Source organism: Mesorhizobium sp. M1307, assembly GCF_040318155.1.
Classification (GTDB): Bacteria; Pseudomonadota; Alphaproteobacteria; order Rhizobiales; family Rhizobiaceae; genus Mesorhizobium.
In genome coordinates this window covers 229641-249962 of the sequence record NZ_JAMYLR010000003.1, presented here as the reverse complement: position 1 = coordinate 249962, position 20322 = coordinate 229641, and the positions used below count along the sequence as shown (strand labels likewise).

17 protein-coding genes are annotated in these 20322 nt (G+C 63.5%); 13 read left to right on the top strand and 4 right to left on the bottom strand.

The window, feature by feature from the left end:
• Positions 1–2 precede the first annotated feature (2 nt).
• The 4 genes from NKH16_RS06960 to NKH16_RS06945 all read right to left on the bottom strand — a co-directional run bounded on the left by NKH16_RS06960 (position 3) and on the right by NKH16_RS06945 (position 4410).
• Positions 3–860, bottom strand: coding sequence for a carbohydrate ABC transporter permease (locus tag NKH16_RS06960; protein ID WP_023676025.1), 858 nt, complete (start codon positions 858–860; stop codon positions 3–5).
• A 9-nt stretch (positions 861–869) separates the two neighbouring features.
• The gene (locus NKH16_RS06955; protein ID WP_352452414.1) at positions 870–1793 is read right to left on the bottom strand and encodes a carbohydrate ABC transporter permease; all 924 of its coding nucleotides are present in this window, start codon (positions 1791–1793) and stop codon (positions 870–872) included.
• 152 nt (positions 1794–1945) lie between these two features.
• Positions 1946–3391 (bottom strand): ABC transporter substrate-binding protein, encoded by a 1446-nt coding sequence (locus NKH16_RS06950; RefSeq protein ID WP_023676027.1) that lies wholly within the window; start codon positions 3389–3391, stop codon positions 1946–1948.
• A 44-nt stretch (positions 3392–3435) separates the two neighbouring features.
• On the bottom strand, positions 3436–4410 hold the full coding sequence (locus tag NKH16_RS06945) for a sugar-binding transcriptional regulator (RefSeq protein ID WP_023676028.1): 975 nt from the start codon (positions 4408–4410) through the stop codon (positions 3436–3438).
• 227 nt (positions 4411–4637) lie between these two features.
• Between NKH16_RS06945 and NKH16_RS06940 the strand changes: the two genes are divergently transcribed.
• The 13 genes from NKH16_RS06940 (at position 4638) to NKH16_RS06880 (ending at position 20289) form a co-directional block, all read left to right on the top strand.
• A complete protein-coding gene (locus tag NKH16_RS06940) occupies positions 4638–5681 on the top strand; it encodes a LacI family DNA-binding transcriptional regulator (RefSeq protein WP_352452412.1) in 1044 nt (347 codons plus the stop codon).
• Positions 5682–5717: 36 nt separating this feature from the next.
• Positions 5718–6986, top strand: coding sequence for an ABC transporter substrate-binding protein (locus NKH16_RS06935; RefSeq protein WP_352452411.1), 1269 nt, complete (start codon positions 5718–5720; stop codon positions 6984–6986).
• Positions 6987–7061: 75 nt separating this feature from the next.
• On the top strand, positions 7062–7907 hold the full coding sequence (locus NKH16_RS06930) for a carbohydrate ABC transporter permease (RefSeq protein WP_352452410.1): 846 nt from the start codon (positions 7062–7064) through the stop codon (positions 7905–7907).
• Complete coding sequence (locus NKH16_RS06925) at positions 7904–8746, top strand: carbohydrate ABC transporter permease (protein ID WP_352452409.1); 843 nt, start codon at positions 7904–7906, stop codon at positions 8744–8746. The genes NKH16_RS06930 and NKH16_RS06925 overlap by 4 nt, the downstream gene beginning before the upstream one ends.
• A gap of 21 nt (positions 8747–8767) precedes the next feature.
• Positions 8768–9808: an ABC transporter ATP-binding protein gene (locus tag NKH16_RS06920; protein ID WP_352452408.1), complete on the top strand. Its 1041-nt coding sequence runs from the start codon at positions 8768–8770 to the stop codon at positions 9806–9808.
• A 32-nt stretch (positions 9809–9840) separates the two neighbouring features.
• On the top strand, positions 9841–11121 hold the full coding sequence (locus tag NKH16_RS06915; RefSeq protein WP_352452407.1) for an amylo-alpha-1,6-glucosidase: 1281 nt from the start codon (positions 9841–9843) through the stop codon (positions 11119–11121).
• 192 nt (positions 11122–11313) lie between these two features.
• Complete coding sequence (locus NKH16_RS06910; RefSeq protein ID WP_352898772.1) at positions 11314–12714, top strand: SWIM zinc finger family protein; 1401 nt, start codon at positions 11314–11316, stop codon at positions 12712–12714.
• The gene (locus NKH16_RS06905) at positions 12711–14144 is read left to right on the top strand and encodes a DUF5691 domain-containing protein (protein ID WP_352876008.1); all 1434 of its coding nucleotides are present in this window, start codon (positions 12711–12713) and stop codon (positions 14142–14144) included. Before NKH16_RS06910 ends, NKH16_RS06905 begins: the two co-directional genes overlap by 4 nt.
• Positions 14145–14164: 20 nt before the next feature.
• Positions 14165–15196: an ATP-binding protein gene (locus tag NKH16_RS06900; protein ID WP_352898769.1), complete on the top strand. Its 1032-nt coding sequence runs from the start codon at positions 14165–14167 to the stop codon at positions 15194–15196.
• Positions 15197–15200: 4 nt separating this feature from the next.
• Positions 15201–17459, top strand: a complete 2259-nt coding sequence (locus tag NKH16_RS06895; RefSeq protein ID WP_352876014.1) for a DUF5682 family protein — start codon at positions 15201–15203, stop codon at positions 17457–17459.
• On the top strand, positions 17452–18705 hold the full coding sequence (locus NKH16_RS06890) for a VWA domain-containing protein (RefSeq protein WP_352746056.1): 1254 nt from the start codon (positions 17452–17454) through the stop codon (positions 18703–18705). Before NKH16_RS06895 ends, NKH16_RS06890 begins: the two co-directional genes overlap by 8 nt.
• Before the next feature lie 46 nt (positions 18706–18751).
• Entirely contained in the window at positions 18752–18883 is a 132-nt protein-coding gene (locus NKH16_RS06885; RefSeq protein WP_352701817.1) for a hypothetical protein, read from the top strand.
• Between the two features lie 5 nt (positions 18884–18888).
• On the top strand, positions 18889–20289 hold the full coding sequence (locus tag NKH16_RS06880) for an FAD-binding oxidoreductase (RefSeq protein WP_502894955.1): 1401 nt from the start codon (positions 18889–18891) through the stop codon (positions 20287–20289).
• Positions 20290–20322 lie beyond the last annotated feature (33 nt).

Here is a 20322-nt window from a genome sequence, read left to right as displayed (position 1 = left end):
GACTATCCTTTCACCGCGCCAAGCGACAGGCCTTCGACGAGATAGCGTTGCGCATAGAGCGCGAGCGCCAGCGTTGGCGTGATCGACAGCACGATCGCCGCCGAGATCTGGCCATACTGGATGCCCGAGGAGGTGATGAAGGCGAGCGCGCCGACCGTCACCGGCTGCTTGTCGGCCGAGGCGAGCACCAGCGCAAAGACGAAGTTGTTCCAGGCAAAGATGAAGGCGAGCAGACCGGCAGCGGCAATGCCTGGGCCGGCGAGCGGCAGCGCGATCTTGCGGAAGGTGGCAAACCAGGAATGTCCGGCGATGCGGTAGGCGTATTCGATGTCGGCGGGAATGTCCTCGAAATAGCCGCGCACGATCCACAGGATCAACGGCAGGCAGATCAACTGATAGACCCAGATCAGCCCGATATAGGTGTTGGCCAGCCCGAGCTTCTGGAAATAGAGGGTGAGCGGCAGGAGCACCAGCAGCGCCGGCGCAAACCGGAACGACAGCAGCGTAAAGGCAATGTCCTCCGAGCCGCGGAATTTGTGCCGCGCAAAGGCGTAGGCCGCCGGAACGCCGAGCAGCAACGCGACGGCAACCGAGGTGACCGACAGGAAGACGGAATTCCAGAGGTTGCGCATGAAGGCGATGTCGAGCGTGCCGGCCGCCGTCATCAGCTTGCCGGTGATCAAGGCAGTGTAGTTGGCGAGCGTCGGCTCGAAGACAAGCTGCGGCGGAATCCGCAGGATTGTCTCGTTGGTCTGGAACGACATCATCAGGATCCAGACGATCGGGAACATGAAGAAGATCACGACCAGCGCCAGGGCAATGCCGCGCAGGATGCGTTCGAGAAGCGAGGTGTGTTCCACGCCAGCCTCCTATGCCTGGCCGCGGGCGCGTTCGCGCAGCCGCAGCCAGTTCTTGATGAAAATGTTCGAGAGGAAATAGGTGATCGCCCACAGGATGATCATCAGTGCCGCCGAGCGGCCGACATTGGTCGACTGGAAGAAATTGAGATAGGCCTCGACCTGGAACACGGTCAGCGTGTCGCCCGGACCGCCCTGCGTCATGGCGTAGATGATGTCGAACTGCTGGATGGAATCAAGCAGGCGGAACAGGGTCGCCGTCAGGATGTAGGGGGTCAGCATCGGCAGTGTGATGCGGAAGAAGACGAAGCTGCGTGGCACGCCGTCGAGTGCTGCCGCCTCGAAGGGCTGCGTCGGCAGGCTGCGCAGGCCTGCAAGCAGCAGGATCATGATGAAGGGCGTGTAGACCCAAATGTCGACGAGCACGACGGTGAGCAGCGCCGTCGACGGAGACGAGGCCCAGCGGAAATCCTGCAACCCGATCAGGCTGGCGAGATAGCTGAGCACGCCGAAACCGGGATTGGTCATCAGCTTCCACATCAACGCGGCGAGCGCCGGCGCCGTCATCAGCGGCATCAGCAGCATGATCGAGATGAAGTTGTTCAGCGTCGAGCGCTTTTGCAGCAGCATGGCGATGCCGAGACCGAGAAGCAGTTCAAGCACAACGGTGATGCCGGCGTAGAGCAGCGAGATCTCCAGCGTGTTCCAGAACTTCGGGTCGGTGAAGAAGGAGATATAGTTGTCGCCCCAGTTGAACTGCCGCGCCCAGGGTTGGCTCAACCGGTAGCGCTGGAACGAATAGACCACCGACGTCAGGAACGGGATCAGGATGCCGATGCAGACCAGCAGAGCCGGCAGGCTGAGGAGATAGGGCAGCACCCGCTTGCTGATCCTGAAGCCCGACGGCCTGTTTCTTTGTATTGTCGCCGCAGTCATCGGCTGCTCCGTCATCCTGTTGCTTCGCCGTCCCGGCCGCCCAAGGGAGCAAGGCGGCCGGTCGGGCGAGCAGGCGGCACCTTTCGGGACCGCGTCGCAAACGTATCACATCTCAAAGGCTGGCCCGCGGACGGGTCAGCCTTGGCCGCGGCTTAGCCGAGCCCGGCTTCCTTGAGCTGGCTGTTGATGCTCTCGGCCAGCTTGTCGAGGCCCTCGTCGACCGGCACTTCCTTGGCCACCATCTTCTGCAGCGTCGCCGCCCATTCGGTGGTGAGATCGAAGAACAGCGGCTGCGGGGTGAACTTGATGCTGGCGCCCGGCGCCGAGACGTCGAACATCTCGACATAACCCGGATAGCTCTTGTTCAGCTTCTCGCGGAACATCTCGTCGTTCCAGACCGACTGACGAACCGGATTGACGAAGTCCATCTTGGTCGCACCGAACAATGCATGCTCGGGTCCGGATGCCCATTGCATGAAGTACCAGGTGGCGTCCTTGTCCTTGGAGAAGTTGGACATCGACAGCGACCAGATCCAGATATTGGGCGTCGGCGCCTTGGCGGCAGGATTGGCCTTGAATGCCGAAAAGGCGAGCTTGCCGGCCATCTTGTTGTCGCCGCCATTCATGAAGTAGCCAAGGATGTCGGCGTCGTAAATCATCGCCGAAGCACCTGCACCGAGATCGGTGCCGACCTGGTACCAGGTGTAGGTCGACCAGTCCTTCGGGCCGCTCTCCTGGATCATCTGGACCCACTGCTTGTGGAAAGCCTTGGATTCGGCGGTGTTCATAGCGGCCGACAGCTTGCCGTCAGCCGAGACGTTCAGGTCCTTCTGGTCGAAATTGGCGTAGGCCGACAGGAAGCCCGGGTGGATCGTTGCCCAGGAGCGCGAGCCGCGCACGCCGATGCCGTAGACGCCACCGCCGACGTCCTTGGTGAGCTTCGCCGCCGTAGCGACCATCTCATCCATATTGCCGGGAACGCTGACGCCGACCTTGTCGAACATGCCCTTGTTGTAGGTGATGTTGTTCTGCTCGAAGCCCCACGGAATGCACCATTGCTTGGCGTCCGCCGAACCGAGGGCGCCGCCCGGCTGGCCGTTCCAGGCGCAGGAGTTCTTGACGCCGGGCAGGAAGTCGTCCCAGGCATATTTCGGGTTGGTCTTGGCCGGATCCTTGATCCATTCGTTGAGGTCGGTGATCCAGCCGGCCGGACCGTAGGTCCAGGTCATGTAGGCGCCGGTCATGAAGGCATCGTATTCGGGCGAGCTGGCCGACAGCGCGGCGGTAACCTTGTCGAAATAGACGTCTTCGGGGAACACGTCATAGACGACTTCCATGCCGGTCAGCTTCTTGAAATTGTCGAGGTTGGCAATCATCGCATCGGCGTAAGGATGCTTGTTGAGCAGCAGCTTGATGGTCTTGCCCTTATGCGCCTGCCAGTCGAAATCAGCCGCCAGGGCGCGGGTCTGCCCGAAATTGAGCAGTGTGCCGGCGGTGCTGGCGGCAAGGCCCATTGCACCGAGGCCCTTGATCAGCCCACGGCGGTCGACTTGTCCACGCAGGAATGCGTCGATGAGGTCTTTCTCTTTCTCATGCATTTCTCTTCTCCTCCACAGGGTAGTTTCAACGAAATGGTTGCCGGCTACCCGACCGGCGTCTGTTCCACGAGCGATCGCGCCGTCCGCTCGTCGGTTATCAAGCCTTTGAGATAACGGCCCTCCAGCACTGACTTGATGGCGCGAACCTTCACCTTGCCGCCGGCGACGGCGACAATCCTGCGGTTGCTGATGTCTTCGCGCGCCAGTGCCAGCGCCCGGTCGGAAAGCGTCGTCGCAACGGCCTTTCCGGCATCGTCGAAGAAATGGCCGAGCAGTTCGCCGACACCGCCGTTGCGGCGGATCTCCTCCATCTCGCCCTTCTCGATCATGCCGGTGGCGACAAGCGAGGCCTCACGTTCGGCGGTGCCGATGCCGGCGATGAGCAAGTCGGCGGACTTGGCGAGGTCGAAGACATCGCTGACGCCTTTCTGCCCGAGCAATACTGTTCGATCCTCGACCGTGTTGGCGAACATCGGTACGGGCATCACATAGGCCTCCGCACCAGTCCGCTCGGCGACGCGGTGGATGACGTCATGGGGGTTGGCCGAGAACTTGCGCGTCAGGCCGCCAAGCAGCGAGACGAAACGGATCCTGCCGGCCGATATGCGCGGCAGATATTCCACGCAGGCGGCAAGCGTGCGGCCGTGGCCGACGCCGATCAGCGCCTCTTCGCCGCGTTCGATCTCGCGCTTGAGAAACTGCGCGCCAGCAATGCCGAGCGCCTTGAGCGGCAGGTCTTCGGCATCGAAGTCCGGAACAACCTCGCAGTAGTCGAGGCCGTACCGGCCGGACAACTCATCCTCAAGCTCCACGCATTCTGAGACTTCGCCGTCGATGTAGACTTTGACCAGGCCTTCCTGATTGGCCTTGGTGATCAGGCGATGCGCCTTGAGACTGGTCAGGCCAAGCCGTTTGGCGACCTCCGACTGGGTCAGGCCGCCGGCATAGTGAAGCCAGGCGGCACGGGCTGCCATGCCGGTCTCATCGTCGCGCAGCAGGCCGTTGCCAAAACCAACCATTTCCGCCCTTTGATATTTTTATCAATTGCTGCAAAATTTTTCACAAGGCGTCGCCCGAGTCAAGCAACCGCTGCGTTTAAATCTCCGGCCAGGAGCTTGCCGGCCGGGGCCGAATAGAGCCGCGCTAACCAACGGGCAAGAAACAACACCGACCGCGCGCCATTTAAAACGTTTGCAATTTCGCTTGAAGTGATTACAAACGTTTCAAACTTCGTTCGGGAGGAACGATGCCGGCCCGCGTTACGACCCTCAAGGAACTTGCTGCGCAGCTCGGCCTGTCGATCACGACCGTTTCGCGCGCCCTTGCCGGCCACGAGCAGATCGCCTTGAAAACGCGCCAACGTGTCACCGAGGCCGCGCGCCAGGCCGGCTACGTGCCGAACACCGCAGCCCGCACGCTGGTCTCCGGCCGAAGCGGCTTCGTCGGCATGGTACTGCCGATCCGCGGTCCCAATCTGGTCGATTCCTTCCTCGGCGAATTCGTCACCGGATTGGGCGAAGGGCTGGTTTCGCACGGCTCCGACCTGATCCTGGCCGCAGCAGCGCAAGGCCAGTCGGAACTTTCCGTGCTTCGCCATGTCGTCGAATCCGGGCGCGCCGACGGCGTCGTCGTCACCCGCATCGCCGAGGTCGACGAGCGGCTTGCCTATCTGCGTCACCGCAATTTCCCGTTCGTCGCGCATGGCCGGCTGCTCGACGGCGACTTTGCCTACCATTGGCTCGATACCGATGGCGCGCACGCATTCGGCGAGGCCTTCGACATGCTCTACGATCTCGGACACCGCCATTTCGGCCTGGTGACGATTTCCGAGCCGATGACATTTCGCCATCTCAGACAGGACGGGCTCGCCGCCGCGATCGCCCGCCGGGGCGATCCGTCCGTCAGGCTCGATGTGGCGACGGCGCCGCGTTTCGATCGCGGTGCCCGCATCCAGGCAATCATCCGGCTTCTGCACGCCACCGAGCGGCCGACGGCGATTGTCGCGCTGTTCGACGAGCTGGCGCTGACTGTGATGGAAGAGGCGGGGCGCGCCGGACTTGCCATTCCTCGCGACCTTTCGGTGATCGGCTTCGACAACATAGCCGCCTCCGCCTATGCGCCGCCGGGGCTGACCACTTTCGACGCCTCGATCCGCCGGTGCGCGCGCGAGATCGGCGAGATGCTGCTGACCGTCATCGGCGACAGGCCGGACGCGCCACTGACGCGGCTGGTCCGGCCGACACTTGTCTCGCGGGCAAGCCATGGCCCGGCACCCACAGGACGGAACTGACGCCTTAGCGGCGCACAACCAGGGAGGAAGACGACGATGAATGCGTTGAGGACATTGGCAGGTGCGGTGCTGGCGTTGTCGCTTGCTGCCGGCGCAGCACAAGCCCAGCAGGTGTTGTTCTGGTCGACACAGGCGCGACCAGTGGAAGAGACACAGAAGATGCGCAGCGAAGTGCTGAAGGGGTTTGACGGCCAGGTCGACTATCAGGTCGCCGAGGACGGGCCCTGGCTCACCCGCCTTCAGGCCGAACTGCAGGCCGGCTCCGGCACCATAGGCGTGCTCGGCGGCCTGCACGGAGACTTCTCCACCGTCGGCGCGAACCTTGTCGATCTCTCCGGCGTCGATCTCGGTGGCGTCAAGGTCAACGAGACCTACAAGAAGCTCGGCATGCTCGGCACCGGCGAGCAGAAGTACCTGCCATGGATGCAGGCCACCTTCCTGATGGCGGCCAACAAACAGGCGCTGCAATATCTGCCGGCCGGCACCGATCTCAACACCATCACTTATGACCAACTGATCGAGTGGGCGAAAAACATCGCTGAAAAGACCGGCTCGCCCAAATTCGGTTTTCCGGCCGGCCCGAAAGGGCTGAAGCACCGTTTCTTCGAGGGTTTTCTCCTTCCATCGTATACCGGCTCGATGGTGACGAAGTTCCGCTCGGCGGAGGCCGAGACGGCGTGGAATAAGTTCAAGGAATTGTGGCAATACACCAACCCGAATTCGACCAACTATGCCTTCATGCAGGAGCCGCTGCTGACCAGCGAAGTCTGGGTGGCATTCGATCACGTGGCGCGCCTCGCCGACGCCTTCAACCAGAAACCCGACGAGTTTGTCGCCTTCCCGGCGCCGGCTGGCCCGGCAGGCCGCGGCTACATGCCGGTGGTGGCCGGTGTCGCTATCCCGAAGACCTCGCCTGACATGGACAAGGCCAAGGCGCTGGTCGCCTATATGCTGAAACCGGAAACCCAGATCGCGACGCTGAAGGCGACAAACTTCTTCCCCATCGTCGACGTCAAGCTGCCCGACGACATGCCGGCCTCGGTGAAGGCCTTCAGCCCAGTGATCGCCACCATGACCGGAGCTCCCGATGCGTTGCCGGCGCTGCTGCCGATGGGACTTGGCGGCGTCGGCGGCAAGTTCAATCAGATCTACACCGACAGCTTCGAGCGCATCGTGCTCGGCGGCGAGGATGTCCACGGCGTGCTCGACGAACAGGCGACGGCGCTGAAGGCGATCATCGACCAGGCGAAGGCGCCATGCTGGGCGCCCGACAAGCCCTCGCAAGGCGCCTGCCCGGTCGATTAAGAATCCTCCCGGGCGTCCGGATTTCCAGCGCGCCGGGCGCCCACCCCTTTTGAAGCTTCGAATAGAGAGCGCTCCATGCACAGCAAGGCCCTGCCCTATCTGCTGCTGACGCCGGCGACGCTGTTCCTCTGTGTCTTTTTCCTCTACCCGTTCGTGTTGGTCGCCTTCGAGGCGTTCACCCGCGACGGCGGCTTTACGCTCGACAATTTCCGCACCATGGCGGGCAGCTGGAAGTTTCCGGTCACTGTCCGCAATACGCTGCTGCTGAGCGCCATCGTCGTGCCGATCCAACTGGTGATGGCGCTGCTGATGGCAACGGTGGTGTCGCGGCTTGAAACCGGGCGCAGCGCTGCGCTTTACATCTTCGCTATTCCGCTCGGCATCTCCGATCTCGCCGCCGGGCTGATCTGGCTCGCCATCTTCGACCAGTCCGGCTTCCTGAACACCTTGCTCTCCAATCTCGGCGTCATCGACAGGCCGGTCATGTTCCTCGGCTACCAGAGCAAGCTGACGATCTTCATCGCCGTGGCGCTGGCCGAGATCTGGCGCGCGACCGCCATCATGATGGTCATTCTGGTCGCCGGCATGGGGCTGATCCCCCGGGAATACTACGAGGCGGCGGAGGTTTTTGGCGCTAGCCCGTGGAAGCGCTTCATCAAGATCACGCTGCCTCTGCTGCGCCCAAGCCTGCAGACGGCGATCATTCTGCGCGTCATCCTTGCCTTTGAGGTCTTTGCCGTGGTTGCAGCACTCGGCGGCACCAATCTGCCGGTGCTGATGGGCGAGACCTACAATTGGCAGTTCACGCTGCAGGACCACAATGTCGCCGCCGCCATGGCGCTGTTCATCCTCGCCATCTCGATCGGCTTCACGCTGTTCTTCCTGCGGGTGCTGCGTGTGCCGAAGGAGACTCGCATATGAGCACTGTCGCGGAGCTCTCGATCGCCGCGCCTGAGGCCCGCAAAGCCGGCAATTGGTTGCTGGTCGCAACGGTCATCCTGCTTTGCGTCTGGGTGCTGCTGCCGATCTATCTGTTGATCGTCAACGCGCTGTCGTCGCCGGAAGAGGTGACCGCCTTTCCCAAGCGCTTCTTCCCGTCATTCGATTTCGGCAGCCTTTCTTTCTTCATCAAATTCGCCGGCGTCGCCAAGGCGCTGTGGAACTCCGTTCTCGTCGCCACGCTGACGATGCTCCTCTCGATCGGCTTCGGCGCACCCGCGGGCTACGCGCTGTCGCGCTTCGAATTCCCGGGCAAGGAAACGTTCCGTTTCGTTGTGCTGATGACCCGCGCCTTCCCGCTGCCGCTGCTGGCGCTGCCGCTGGCGGTGATGTTCATCCGCACCGGCCTCGACGACACCGCGATCGGGCTGGCGCTGGTCCACACCACGCTGGCGCTGCCGTTTGCGGTGCTGATCACCTTCTCGCTGTTCTCCGGCATTCCCGTCGAGCTGGAGGAGGCGGCCTGGACGCTCGGCTGCACGAGATTGCAGGCATTCCGAAAAGTCATTCTGCCGCTGGCGCTGCCGGGCATCGCGGCGTCGGCGGTGTTTGCCTTCACCATCTCCTGGAACGAGGTGTTTGCTGCCGCAGTGCTCACCATAGAGAACCGGACGCTGACCGCCTTCCTGTTGCAGAGCCTCGGCGAATCGCCGCTCTACCTCAAATTTGCCGGTGGCGCGGCACTGGTCATTCCGGCGCTGATCTTCATCTTCGCCGTTCGCAAATATCTGTTCGCCATGTGGGGGATCGCCAACCGATGACGCGCACAAAAGAGAACGCCGATGGCTGAGATCGTCATCAAGCAGGTGGCAAAACGCTTCGGCGGCTTCACCGCGCTGCATTCGATCGACCTGACCATCGCCGACCAGGAATTCATGGTGCTGCTTGGCGCCTCGGGTTGCGGCAAGACCACGCTGCTGAGGATCATCGCCGGGCTGGAAACGCCAAGCCAGGGCGAGGTCTGGATCGGCGGCCGTCGCGTCGACCATCTGCCGCCGCGCGAACGCGGCATCGCTATGGTGTTCCAGAATTACGCCGTGTTTCCGCACCTGACGGTATTCGAGAATATCGCCTTCGGCCTGCGCATGAAGAAGCTGCCGCAGCAGGAGGTCGACGGGCGCGTCAACCGCACCGCCGAGCTCATGCACATCGAACAGCTTTTGAAGCGCTATTCGGGCCAGCTTTCCGGCGGTCAGCGCCAACGCGTGGCTGTGGCCCGGGCCCTGGCGATGGAGCCTGACGTGATCTTGATGGACGAGCCGCTGTCCAACCTAGACGCGCTGCTGCGGCTCGAAATGCGCGCCGAGCTCAAAGGTGTGCTCGCGGCGTCCAAGACCACCACCATCTACGTTACCCACGACCAGGTCGAGGCGATGAGCCTCGCCGACCGCATCGCCGTCATGCATCAGGGCCGTATCGTCCAGGCCGCCTCGCCGGTAGAGGTCTACCGCAATCCGGCGGCCCGCTTCGTCGGCTCCTTCATCGGCAACCCGCCGATGAATTTCATCCCGGCGACGAAGACGGCCGACGGCAGTTGGACCGTCGCCGGGCTGACGCTGCCCGGCCCCAAATCGGACAAGCAGACGATAGAATTCGCCATTCGCCCCGAGGATGTGGACGCCGGCAACGAAGGTATTAACGCCACCGTGCGCGTTGTCGAGCCGCTCGGACCGCACACGCTGGTCAGCTGCGACGTCGAGGGCGGCCTGTTCCGCGCCATCCTCGAATCGAATGCCACGGTCGCCGTCGGCGATCACTTGCGGCTTTCGCCCAAACCCGATCGCGTCCGCTGGTTCGATCCCGAAACCACCAACGCCCTTTGATCCCCTTCGATTCTGAAAGTACGAACGCTCCGATGATATCTCTTGCTGTCGACGAAACCATCGCCCGCGCCGTCGAGGTGCTCAGGGAAAATGACCAAGGCACCTATACCATACCGACCAAGGGGCTCTACCCGTTTCAGTGGAACTGGGATTCCTGCCTGACCGCGCTCGGCCTTGCCCACTATGACGAGGCGCGCGCCTGGACCGAGATCGACACGCTGTTCGCCCACCAATGGCCAGACGGCATGGTGCCGCACATCGTCTTCCATGTCTGGAGCGACGGCTATTTCCCCGGGCCGGAGGTCTGGCGAACCAACCGCCCGACTGCCACCTCCGGCATCACCCAGCCGGCGGTCGCCGGTTTTGCCGTGCGCCGCTTGTTCGACCAGGCCAAGGACAAGACCCTGGCGGCCGAGCGCGCCCGCGCGCTGTTGCCGAAAATCGATGCCTGGCACCGCTGGTTCTACGAAAATCGCGACCCGGACGGCGAAGGGCTGGTCGCCATAATCCACCCATGGGAGTCCGGCCGCGACAACTCGATCGATTGGGACGAGGCGTTCGAGCGCGTGCCGACCGAAGGCGTCGAGCCCTACACCCGCCGCGACATCCTGCACGCCGATCCGGCGCATCGTCCAACCAAGGCACAGTATGACCGCTATGTCTGGCTGTTGCAGCATTTCCGCGGGCTTGGCTGGGATAATGCCCGGCTGCACGATGCCTCGCCATTCCAGGTCGTCGATCCCGGCTTCAACGCCATCCTGATCCGTTCCGCCGCCGACCTTGCCGATCTCGCCGAGGCACTTGGCGAAACCGAAATCGCAGAAGCCAATCGCGCCCGTGCCGAAAAGGGGCTTTCGGCAATGGAACGGCTGTGGAGCGACGCGCATGGCCAGTACATTTGTTTCGACCGAGTGGCCGGAAAGCATGTTGACAGCGCGTCGGTCGGCGGCATTCTGTCGGTATTTTCGGCCATCCCGGAAAGCCGGGCAGCGACCATCGCTGCAACGATCGAGCGCATCGCCGGCAAAACGCGTTACATCGTCCCGTCGCACGATCCTGAGGATGGGCGCTTCGACCCAAAGCGCTACTGGCGCGGCCCGGTCTGGCTGGTGGTCAACTACATGATCGCCGACGGCCTTGCCGTCGCCGGCCGCAGCCAAATCGCACAGCGCATCACGCAATCCAGTCTCGAGCTGATCGCCGAGAGCGGTTTTGCCGAATATTACGATCCCCTCAACGGCGAGCCGCTCGGCGGCAATCGCTTCACCTGGACCGCGGCAATGGTGATCGAGTTCCTGAAGGGCAGAGCCTGAACGCTTCCGCCTAGGCCGCCGGCTACCAAAGCCCGTTCTGTCCGCCGAATAACAGTCGATACTATTTGCGTCTGAGGCACGTCCTGGTCCATCAAAACAGGGCCAAGGCATGCCAATCTTCACCATGCCAGAGCTATAATAATTCTTCACAAACCGCTATCTATACTGCGCCGGGGCGGGGAGAAGCGCGGCTTGGAATTCGATCTGAAAACCATTGAGGCGCTTGCTCCCGATCAGGCGTCGCTGAGCGCCGCCTCCAACCTCACCAAACGAACGAACTGGCCGCGGCTCGAAAAGCATGAGCAGCAGGCGCTCATCTGGGGCGAATGCCAGGGCTCCGGCTCCAATCCTTATCGAGTGGTGGTCGACACGGGTGATCACGGCTACAAATGCACCTGCCCCTCGCGCAAATTCCCATGCAAGCACACGCTGGCCTTGATGTGGATTGCCGCCACCGCGCCAGCCAGTTTTGCCGCTGCCAATACCACGCCGGAATGGGTGAATGACTGGCTTGGCCGACGCAGGAAGACAACGCCACAGCCGGCGCAACCAGTACCCGGCGCGGAAGCCAAGCGCATTGGCGAAGCCGCACGAGCCGACGAGAGCACCGCCGTTGAAGACATCGCGGCGCTGGAGCGTCGCGAGGCGGCGCAGCGCAAGCGGGCGGAAAGCACACGAGAAGCAGTGTCGGCTGGGCTCGATGAGCTTGATCAGTGGATAGCCGACCAGTTACGGCTCGGTCTGTCCGGGTTTGTCGACGCCAGCAGCGACCGTTGCCGGCGGATTGCTGCGCGGCTAGTCGATATGAAGGCAGCCGCGCTCGCCGGCCGTATCGACGAGATTCCGTCGCGGCTGATGGCGCTGCGCAGCGAGGAACGGTCTGATGCCGCAATCCGTGAACTCGGCAAGCTCGTGCTGCTGGCCAAGGCGTGGCGGTCGGAGCCCGACGACCCCGAGCTGAAGCGCCTCGTATCAACGTCTGAACCCCGCGAACAGGTTCTCAGCAGTCCGGATGCAAGACAGGTTGAAAGCCTCTGGGAAGTTCTCGGCGAGAAGATCGAGAGCCGCCGCGATGGTCTGGTCAGCCATTCGACGTGGCTGCTCGATTTGAAAAGCGCCACCCCGCAATTTGCCGTGCTGCTCGACTTTTTCCCGGCTTCGGCCGGGCGCCGGTCCAACGCTTTTGCACCAGGCGACCGTTTCAATGCCCGACTGGTGTTTTATCCATCACGCATGCCGCTCCGCGCCCTCGTGGTGGAGCGCATGGGGGAGGTTGCGCCCGGCGCGTGGCCCGATTTTGCTTTTGGCACCGCGAAGGATCCGCTCGCCACGCATGCTTCCCATCAGGACGCCGCGCCCTGGATCGCTGATTGTCCCCTCATGCTGCCGCCCGGCGCTATCCTGCTCGACGATCGGGGCACGGCATGGTGGCAGGCGGAGGATGAACCGCAGGGGATCGCATTGCCGATCGCCGGCGCGTTAGATCAAACCTTGCTCGGCCTCGGCCTTGCGGCCACGGCAGCGCTCTGGAACGGCGCGCGGCTTGAGCTTCTGGCGGCGCAAAGTGAGTTCGGGAGGCTTGATCTGGCGTGAACGAAAGCGAGCAAACAGGCCTGGCGGCAATGCGCGATTGCTGGATCACCGGCGGTGCTACATTCGATCTGGCTCCGGCCGGATGGAAAGCAATCGCCGGCGGTGCAAGTCCCGACGAACAGGAGCGCCGGCTCCTGGCAATCGCAGCACAAGCGCTCGACGTCGCGCTGCGGCCGGCCGCGCCGACGACACTCAAGCGTCGTCCGCTGCTGCCCAGACTTGCCCTGCCCATTCTGCCGCCACGATTTCGGCCGTTGTTGAGAGCCGCTCTGAAGCACGCCGCCGACGCGAGGCGAAAGGCACGCGTGGCGGCGCTCGTCGCCAGCCGCGGCTTTGTGCTCCATCCCATGGACTGGATGCCCTCGGATCAGAACAGCCCGGACGTCTACGCACCATGGATAGACTGGCAAGCAAGCATGAACGGGGAAAGGCTTGCCCCACAAGAGAAACTGACTGCGGAAAACTGGGATGAGTTCTATCCCGCCGCGCGACGCTTGGCCCTTGCCGATATGCGCCGTACCGACCCGACATCGGCTCGAATGTTGATCGAAGCCAAGGCCTCGGGCGAACCGGCGGAAGTCAGGCTTGTGCTGGTCGAGCTTATGCGCTTCGGCCTGAGTGCCGAGGACGTGCCTTTCCTGAAAAGCCTTTCCGCCGACAGGTCCGGCAAGGTGCGCGAACTGGCTGGCCGGCTGCTGGCAAGATTAGGAGAGCACGTTCGCCCGAGCGACGGTGGACCGGACGATCCCGTAGCCGAACTCGCCGCCTTTATCACTGAAGGCAGATCCGGCTTCATCCGCCGCCGGACGATCTACACTCCAGCAAAACTAAAATCCCAAGCGCAGGAGCAACGCCGCGCCGAACTGTTCGAGATATGCAACCTCGTCGACCTTACCGAACGGTTCAACACTACGGAAGCCGAATTCATAGGAGGCTGGCAATTCGGTGCCGACAATAAAGCCGACATCCTGATCGCACGAATGGTCGCCGCCTCAGGGAGCGAAGCCGCCCTTACGCAGATGGCGGATACGCTTATCGCCGAAGGCGGCAAACCGGCGCTGTTCGTGCTTCACCTCATGCCGCGCCTGGACAACCGCAGAAAGCGTGTCCTCATCAGGCTGATCCTCAAGGAGACAACTTATCTTGGCATGATCAACCTGGCGGAAGGCATCGATGTCGACTGGCTGGAATGGGACGACCTGACGAATGGACAGGCGCTCGCCGCACTGCGTTCCGCCGCCGGCGGAAAAGACGACGCCGCGCGGCGGGGTCTCGACGATGTACTGGAGACGATCGGCTTCCTTGCCACCGCGACCACGGCAGCGAAATTGATCGACGACATGGTCGCGGCGGGCGTGCCGCCCGCGGCTCCTTCACTCGGGCTTCTACGTCTCAACGCATCACTGGCGGGGCCTGGAACCAACACATGACCAATCCGGAGAACAGCAAAATGAACGCAGCCATCCGCCTCCCGGTCGAGCAGGCCTACGCTTCGGAATTGCAGGCGCTGGCGCGCGATGACGACCGGCAGAGGCCTGCCGGCTGGAGCCTGTCGCCACAGGCTGTGCTGACCTATTTGCTAGGCGGGAAGGCCGGTGACGGCACCTTGGTAACGCCAAAATATGTCGGTCGCCGCCGGTTGATGGAAACCGCGGTAGCGACGCTCGCCACCGACCGTGCACTCTTGCTGCTCGGCGTTCCCGGAACCGCCAAGTCCTGGGTGTCTGAACATCTTGCCGCCGCCATTATGGGCGACTCGACGCTGATCGTGCAGTGCACGGCCGGCACCGACGAGAACCAGATCCGCTATGGCTGGAACTATGCGCAGCTACTGGCAAAGGGCCCGAGCCAGGAAGCGTTGGTGCCGACGCCGCTCTACCGAGCCATGCAGAACGGCAAGCTCTGCCGGCTGGAGGAACTGACCCGCATGGGCTCAGACGTGCAGGACACGCTGATCACCGTCGCCCAGCGCGGCTTCAACATTATCGCCACGGCAAACAACCGCGACAAAGGTGTCAACGAGCTCTCCTCGGCGCTCAAGCGTCGCTTCAATGTCGTGGTGCTGCCATTGCCGGAAGACCTGGCCGAAGAGGTGGCGATCGTCTCCAAACGGGTCGACGAGATGGCTGGCGGACTCGACCTGCCGGTGCCGAAAAATGTCGGCGAGGAGATCGCCCGTGTGCTGACCATCTTCCGCGAATTGCGCTCCGGCGCGACTGCCGACGGCAAGGTGACGCTGAAGACGCCTTCCGGCTCGCTGTCGACCGCAGAAGCGATCGCCACGATGGTTGGCGGGCTCAGCCAGGCGGCGTGGTTCGACAGTGGCAAGCTCGGCGCCGAAGGTCTCGCCGCCAGCCTTGTCGGCGCGATCGTGAAGGATCCGGTGCAGGACAAGGTGGTGCTGGAGGAATATCTGGAAACAGTGCTCAAGAAGCGGGCCGACTATGCCGGCTATTACGCGGCGCTGAACGCAGCGATCTGACGCCATGGGCCACGGCGACATTGCCTATTTCGGGATACGCCATCACGGGCCGGGTTCCGCCGACAGCCTGGTGCAGGCACTGCAGGATTTGAACCCGGTCGCCGTGCTGATCGAGGGGCCGATCGACGCCTCTGAGCTTCTGCCCATGCTGGCCCGCCCCGAAATGCAGCCGCCTGTGGCGCTCCTTTGCTATCCGGAGGACGATCCGGCTTCGACAAGCTTCTGGCCTTTTGCCGAGTTCTCGCCCGAATACCAGGCGGCGCTTTGGGCTGTGGGCAATAAGGCGACGTTGCAGTTTATCGACCTGCCGTCATCGGCACGGTTCACCACTGCTGCGATCGGTGGCGCGGAGGAAACCGATGCGACCGAAGCTACCCAAGCCCCCGAGGATGGTGACGCGGCTCCGCTTCCGCGTGATCCGATAGCCATGCTGGCACACGCCGCCGGTTATGAGGACGGCGAAAGCTGGTGGTCGGATATCATTGAACAGAACCCGGAACCCGGCCCCATATTTGCGGCCATCGCCGATGCGATGACGACACTGCGGAATGGTGAGGGTCCGATCGCGCAGTTCGAAGCCAAGCGCGAGGCGCATATGCGGCTCGAAATCGCCAAGGCGCGTAAGCAGTTCGACGGACCGATCGCCGTCGTCTGCGGGGCATGGCATGTGCCGGCGCTGCAGGCCACCCACACTCAGAAAAACGATCAGGTCCTGATCAAGGGAATTGCCCGGCGCAAGAGCACAATGACATGGGCACCGTGGACGGGACCGCGCCTGGCGCTGGGATACGGCTATGGCGCAGGCGTCGTCGCACCGGGCTGGTGCAAGCATCTCTGGCGCACGCGCGGCCGGCGCGATGCGGCGACCCTGTGGCTTGCGACGATCGCCGCCGTGCTGCGGGCGAAGGGTCACCTGATCTCGACCGCTTCGTTGATCGAAGCGGAGCGGCTCGCCCGGACGCTTGCCGCGATTCGCGAACGACCGAAACCCGGATTTGAGGAATTGCGCGACGCCGCGATCGCCGCCCTCTTCAACGGCGAAGCGTTGCTGTGGAGGTTGGTTGAGGCCGAGCTGCTTCTGGGTTCGGACGTCGGCGAAATTCCGCCCGACACACCGCTGGCGCCGCTGATCGAGGATCTGCAGCGTAGCCAAAAGGCGGCGCGCCTAAAATCCGAGGCGCTGGAGCGGGAACTGTCGGTCGACCTGCGAAGCGAGAGCGGGCTGTTTCGCTCGACATTGCTGCATCGGCTGCACGTGCTTGGTGTGCATTGGGGCAGACTGACCGATGCCGGTCGCAGCCGTGGCACCTTCCGCGAGCGGTGGACCCTAGCGTGGGAACCGGAATATGCCGTTCGTCTGGTCGAGAACCTGATCTACGGGCCGACCATCGAAAAGGCTGCCAATGGCCGCCTGATCCAGATGATCGAAACGGCGGCGACGCTCGATACGCTTGCGGCACTGGTCCAGAGCGCCATCACTGCAGGCCTGTCGGAAGCATCGACTGCCGGCCTCACGGCGTTGGAGGCACGCGCGGCGCGCAGCAGTGAATGCCTGGAGATCCTGGCGTCGGTGCCGCCGCTCGCCGACATTGTCCGCTACGGCGAGGCCCGCAAAACGCAAACGGACCGGCTGTCCGGCCTCATGGAGCGGCTGATCGTCGAAGGTGCGATCGCGCTTCCCTACGCTGCGCGCGATCTGGATGAGCAGGCCGCCGCGACACTGGTTGGTGCGATGCGCAAGGCCGATGAGGCGATCAGGCTGGTCGAACCCGGCCAAGACGTGCTGGACGGATGGCGCAACGGGCTGGCGGCCGTACTGGAGGCGTCACGGTCGACGGCGCTGCTGGCCGGGTGCGCCGCACACCTGCTGTATGAAGCTGGTCGCCTGTCCGCCGAAGTCGCTGCCGGGCTGCTCGGGCGACGCCTGTCACCGGGGACGCCTGTCACTGACGCGGCCGGGTTCTTCGAAGGCTTCTTCAGCACAGCCGGTCAACGGCTGATTTATGACGAGGGTCTGCGCGGTGCGGTCGATGGGTGGCTCAGATCCCTGGACGAAGATGCTTTCATTGCGCATCTACCGCTGCTGCGCCGTGTCTTTTCCAATCTGGACAGCATGGAACGCCGCCGGCTGATCGAAGCGGTCCTCGGCCGCGCGGCGCGCTTGCCGGCTGGCGTGACGCCGACGCCGGATGGCGGCGAGGCATGGCGCCGGCACCTGGGGCTGCTTGGACCGTTGCTCAACGGAGAAACCGGCAATGGATGACGAGGCCGAAATGAACGAACCCGGCCCGCTCACTTCCGATGGCGGAAGGGAGCGCCGCTGGCGACTGGCGATCGGCGCCGATGACGAAACGTCTGGGGCACTTTCCAGCGACGATAAACGGCTTTCGGCGGCACTCGACGCTCTCTACGGCGACGGCGTTAGCGCCGCTTCTGCCGACCCACGCAAGCGGCGTGGCGGCCTTGGCCGGTCGGCGCCGCGCGTTGCACAATGGATGAGCGACATCCGCTCCTTCTTTCCGGCGCAGGTCGTCCAGATCGTCCAGAAGGACGCCTTCGAACGGCTGGACCTGAAGCAGATGCTGATGGAACCGGAATTCCTCAAGGCGATCGAGGCGGACGTCAATCTCGTCGCCGACCTGATTTCGCTGCGCTCGGTCATGCCGGCCAAGACCAAGGACATTGCCCGGACGATCATTGCCGATATCGTCGGCAAGCTGATGCAGAAGCTGGAGCAGAAGACCGCCGAGGCGATACGCGGCGCTCTCGATCGATCGAGACGCACCAACCGCCCGCGTGCACGCGATATCGACTGGCAGCGCACTATTTCGGCGAACCTTCGCCACTATCAACCCGAGCATAGGACCATCGTGCCGGAGAAACTGGTCGGCTTCATGCGCAAGCAGCGCCGGCTTGTCGATCTGGATGAGGTCGTTCTCTGCGTCGACCAGTCCGGCTCGATGGCAAGCTCGGTGGTCTACGCCTCGATCTTCGCGGCGGTGATGGCCTCGCTGCCGGTTGTGCGCACGAAGCTTGTCTGCTTCGATACGGCGATCGTCGACCTGACCGAAGAGCTCAGCGATCCCGTCGAGGTGCTGTTCGGCGTGCAGCTTGGCGGCGGCACGGACATCAATCAGGCGGTCGCCTATTGCGCCGACCGTATCGAACGGCCCACCAAGTCGCATCTGGTGCTGATCACCGATCTCTATGAAGGCGGTAATGGCCAGGACCTGCTGCGGCGACTGGCAGCGCTGGTTCGATCCGGCGTAAATGTCGTCGTGCTTCTGGCGCTGACCGATCAAGGCCGGCCCGGCTACGATCCCACAATGGCAGGCTCGGTAGCAGCCCTTGGTATTCCCGTCTTCGCCTGCACGCCGGATCTGTTTCCGGACATGATGGCTGCGGCCTTGCGCCGTGCGGATATCGGAGCATGGGCGGCGACCGCCGATATCAAGCTGGTCCGCGCCGAAGCGCAGGTGTCGAGCCACCCACCAACTGCCACAGTTTGACAAAACGCGGTCCGCGCCAATGGTCGACCTGTTACAGGAGCGGTGCATGGCGACAGCAACCGACTGCATTTTTGGCGGGTTTTCCGCATGTTTTCTTTCCAGCGAAATTCGCGTCAAGCCGCGCCTGCAATCCTCGCCGGTCTTCGCGTGCGCTGCATCGATATCTGCGCGCCAATAGCATCCGTGAGCGCCCTCTCCTCACGAACCGCCGAGCTTCTGTCGCGACTTGAGGGTCGGCTGGATCGGCCGGCGATCGTCTCGGCAGATGAGGCCGGGCCGCGTTACAGGGAAGACCCCGACGGCAAGACCGGTGCGCGGCCGGAGGTCGTGCTGCGACCGCGCACTGCCGGCGAGGTGTCGGACATACTGCGCCTGTGCAATGAGGCGGGGCAGAGGCTTGTGATCCAGGGTGGCCGGACCGGGCTTGCCGGCGGCGCTCGCATCCAACCCGGCGAAGCTGTGCTGTCGCTGGAGCGCATGACTTCCGTTGAAGCCCTCGACCGCGAGGCGGCGACCATCATCGCCGAGGCCGGCGCGCCGCTGCAAGCGGTGCAGGAAGCCGCCGATGCGGCCGGCTTGCTGTTCGGCGTCGACATCGGAGCGCGCGGCACGGCCACCGTCGGTGGCAATGTCGCCACCAATGCCGGCGGCATCCGTGTGCTGCGCTACGGCATGTACCGGGCGCAGGTGCTTGGGCTGGAAGCGGTGCTTGCCGACGGCAGTATTCTGACCTCGCTCAAGGGTTTGGCGAAGGACAACTCCGGCTACGACCTCAGCCAATTGTTCATCGGCAGCGAAGGCACGCTCGGCGTGGTCACGCGCGCATGCCTGCGGCTGCATCCGAAGCCGGCCACCGAGATCAACGCCTTTTGCGCGCTTGCTTCGCTCGACGCGGCGATCACGTTGCTTGCGCTGCTCAGGCGGAAGCTCGGGCCCTTGCTATCGGCCTATGAGGTGAATTTCGCACCGCTCTATGGCGCCATGATCGCCGGCATGGAGGCGCCGGCGCCGCTGCCCGCCGGCTCGCCCGTCTATGTGCTTGCCGAGATACAGGGCAGCGAGCCCGACCGCGACGGCGAACGTTTTGCCGCGGTGCTGATGCAGGCGGTTGAAGATGGCGTGATCGACGACGTGGTCGTCTCGCAATCGCCGCGCGAATTCCGGGCGCTCTGGGCGGTGCGAGAAGAGGCCAACCGTTTCCTGTTTTCGATGGCAGGCCTGATCGGCGTCGATATCAGCATCCCACTGGCGAGAATGGCGACTTTCCTGGGCGAAACAGAAGCCGCCATCAGGGCCGTCGACCCTGGCGCCGACATCTACGTCTTCGGCCATCTCGGCGATGGCAATCTGCATTATCAGGTCCGCACCGCGGATCCGGCGGCCGCATACGGCATCGTGTACCGCGGTGTTGCCACCGCCGGCGGTGGCGTTTCGGCCGAACATGGCATCGGCCTCGACAAGAAGGAATGGCTGCACCTTGTGCGCAGCGACGCCGAGATCGCGGCCATGCGCCGCCTGAAAGCAGCCTTCGACCCGAACAACATCCTCAATGCCGGGCGCATCTTCGACCTCGCGCCGGGCTGAAATCGAAGGCCGGTAGCGCTGGCCGGGTGCTGT

Excerpts from the sequence above, each read along its gene's own strand:
- NKH16_RS06890 (WP_352746056.1), top strand. The coding sequence starts at position 17,452 with ATGGATGACGAGGCCGAAATGAACGAACCCGGCCCGCTCACTTCCGAT.
- NKH16_RS06930 (WP_352452410.1), top strand. The coding sequence starts at position 7,062 with ATGCACAGCAAGGCCCTGCCCTATCTGCTGCTGACGCCGGCGACGCTG.
- NKH16_RS06955 (WP_352452414.1), bottom strand. The coding sequence starts at position 1,793 with ATGACTGCGGCGACAATACAAAGAAACAGGCCGTCGGGCTTCAGGATC.
- NKH16_RS06895 (WP_352876014.1), top strand. The coding sequence starts at position 15,201 with ATGGGCCACGGCGACATTGCCTATTTCGGGATACGCCATCACGGGCCG.
- NKH16_RS06920 (WP_352452408.1), top strand. The coding sequence starts at position 8,768 with ATGGCTGAGATCGTCATCAAGCAGGTGGCAAAACGCTTCGGCGGCTTC.
- NKH16_RS06945 (WP_023676028.1), bottom strand. The coding sequence starts at position 4,410 with ATGGTTGGTTTTGGCAACGGCCTGCTGCGCGACGATGAGACCGGCATG.
- NKH16_RS06925 (WP_352452409.1), top strand. The coding sequence starts at position 7,904 with ATGAGCACTGTCGCGGAGCTCTCGATCGCCGCGCCTGAGGCCCGCAAA.
- NKH16_RS06950 (WP_023676027.1), bottom strand. The coding sequence starts at position 3,391 with ATGCATGAGAAAGAGAAAGACCTCATCGACGCATTCCTGCGTGGACAA.
- NKH16_RS06935 (WP_352452411.1), top strand. The coding sequence starts at position 5,718 with ATGAATGCGTTGAGGACATTGGCAGGTGCGGTGCTGGCGTTGTCGCTT.
- NKH16_RS06915 (WP_352452407.1), top strand. The coding sequence starts at position 9,841 with ATGATATCTCTTGCTGTCGACGAAACCATCGCCCGCGCCGTCGAGGTG.
- NKH16_RS06885 (WP_352701817.1), top strand. The coding sequence starts at position 18,752 with ATGGCGACAGCAACCGACTGCATTTTTGGCGGGTTTTCCGCATGTTTT.
- NKH16_RS06900 (WP_352898769.1), top strand. The coding sequence starts at position 14,165 with ATGAACGCAGCCATCCGCCTCCCGGTCGAGCAGGCCTACGCTTCGGAA.
- NKH16_RS06940 (WP_352452412.1), top strand. The coding sequence starts at position 4,638 with ATGCCGGCCCGCGTTACGACCCTCAAGGAACTTGCTGCGCAGCTCGGC.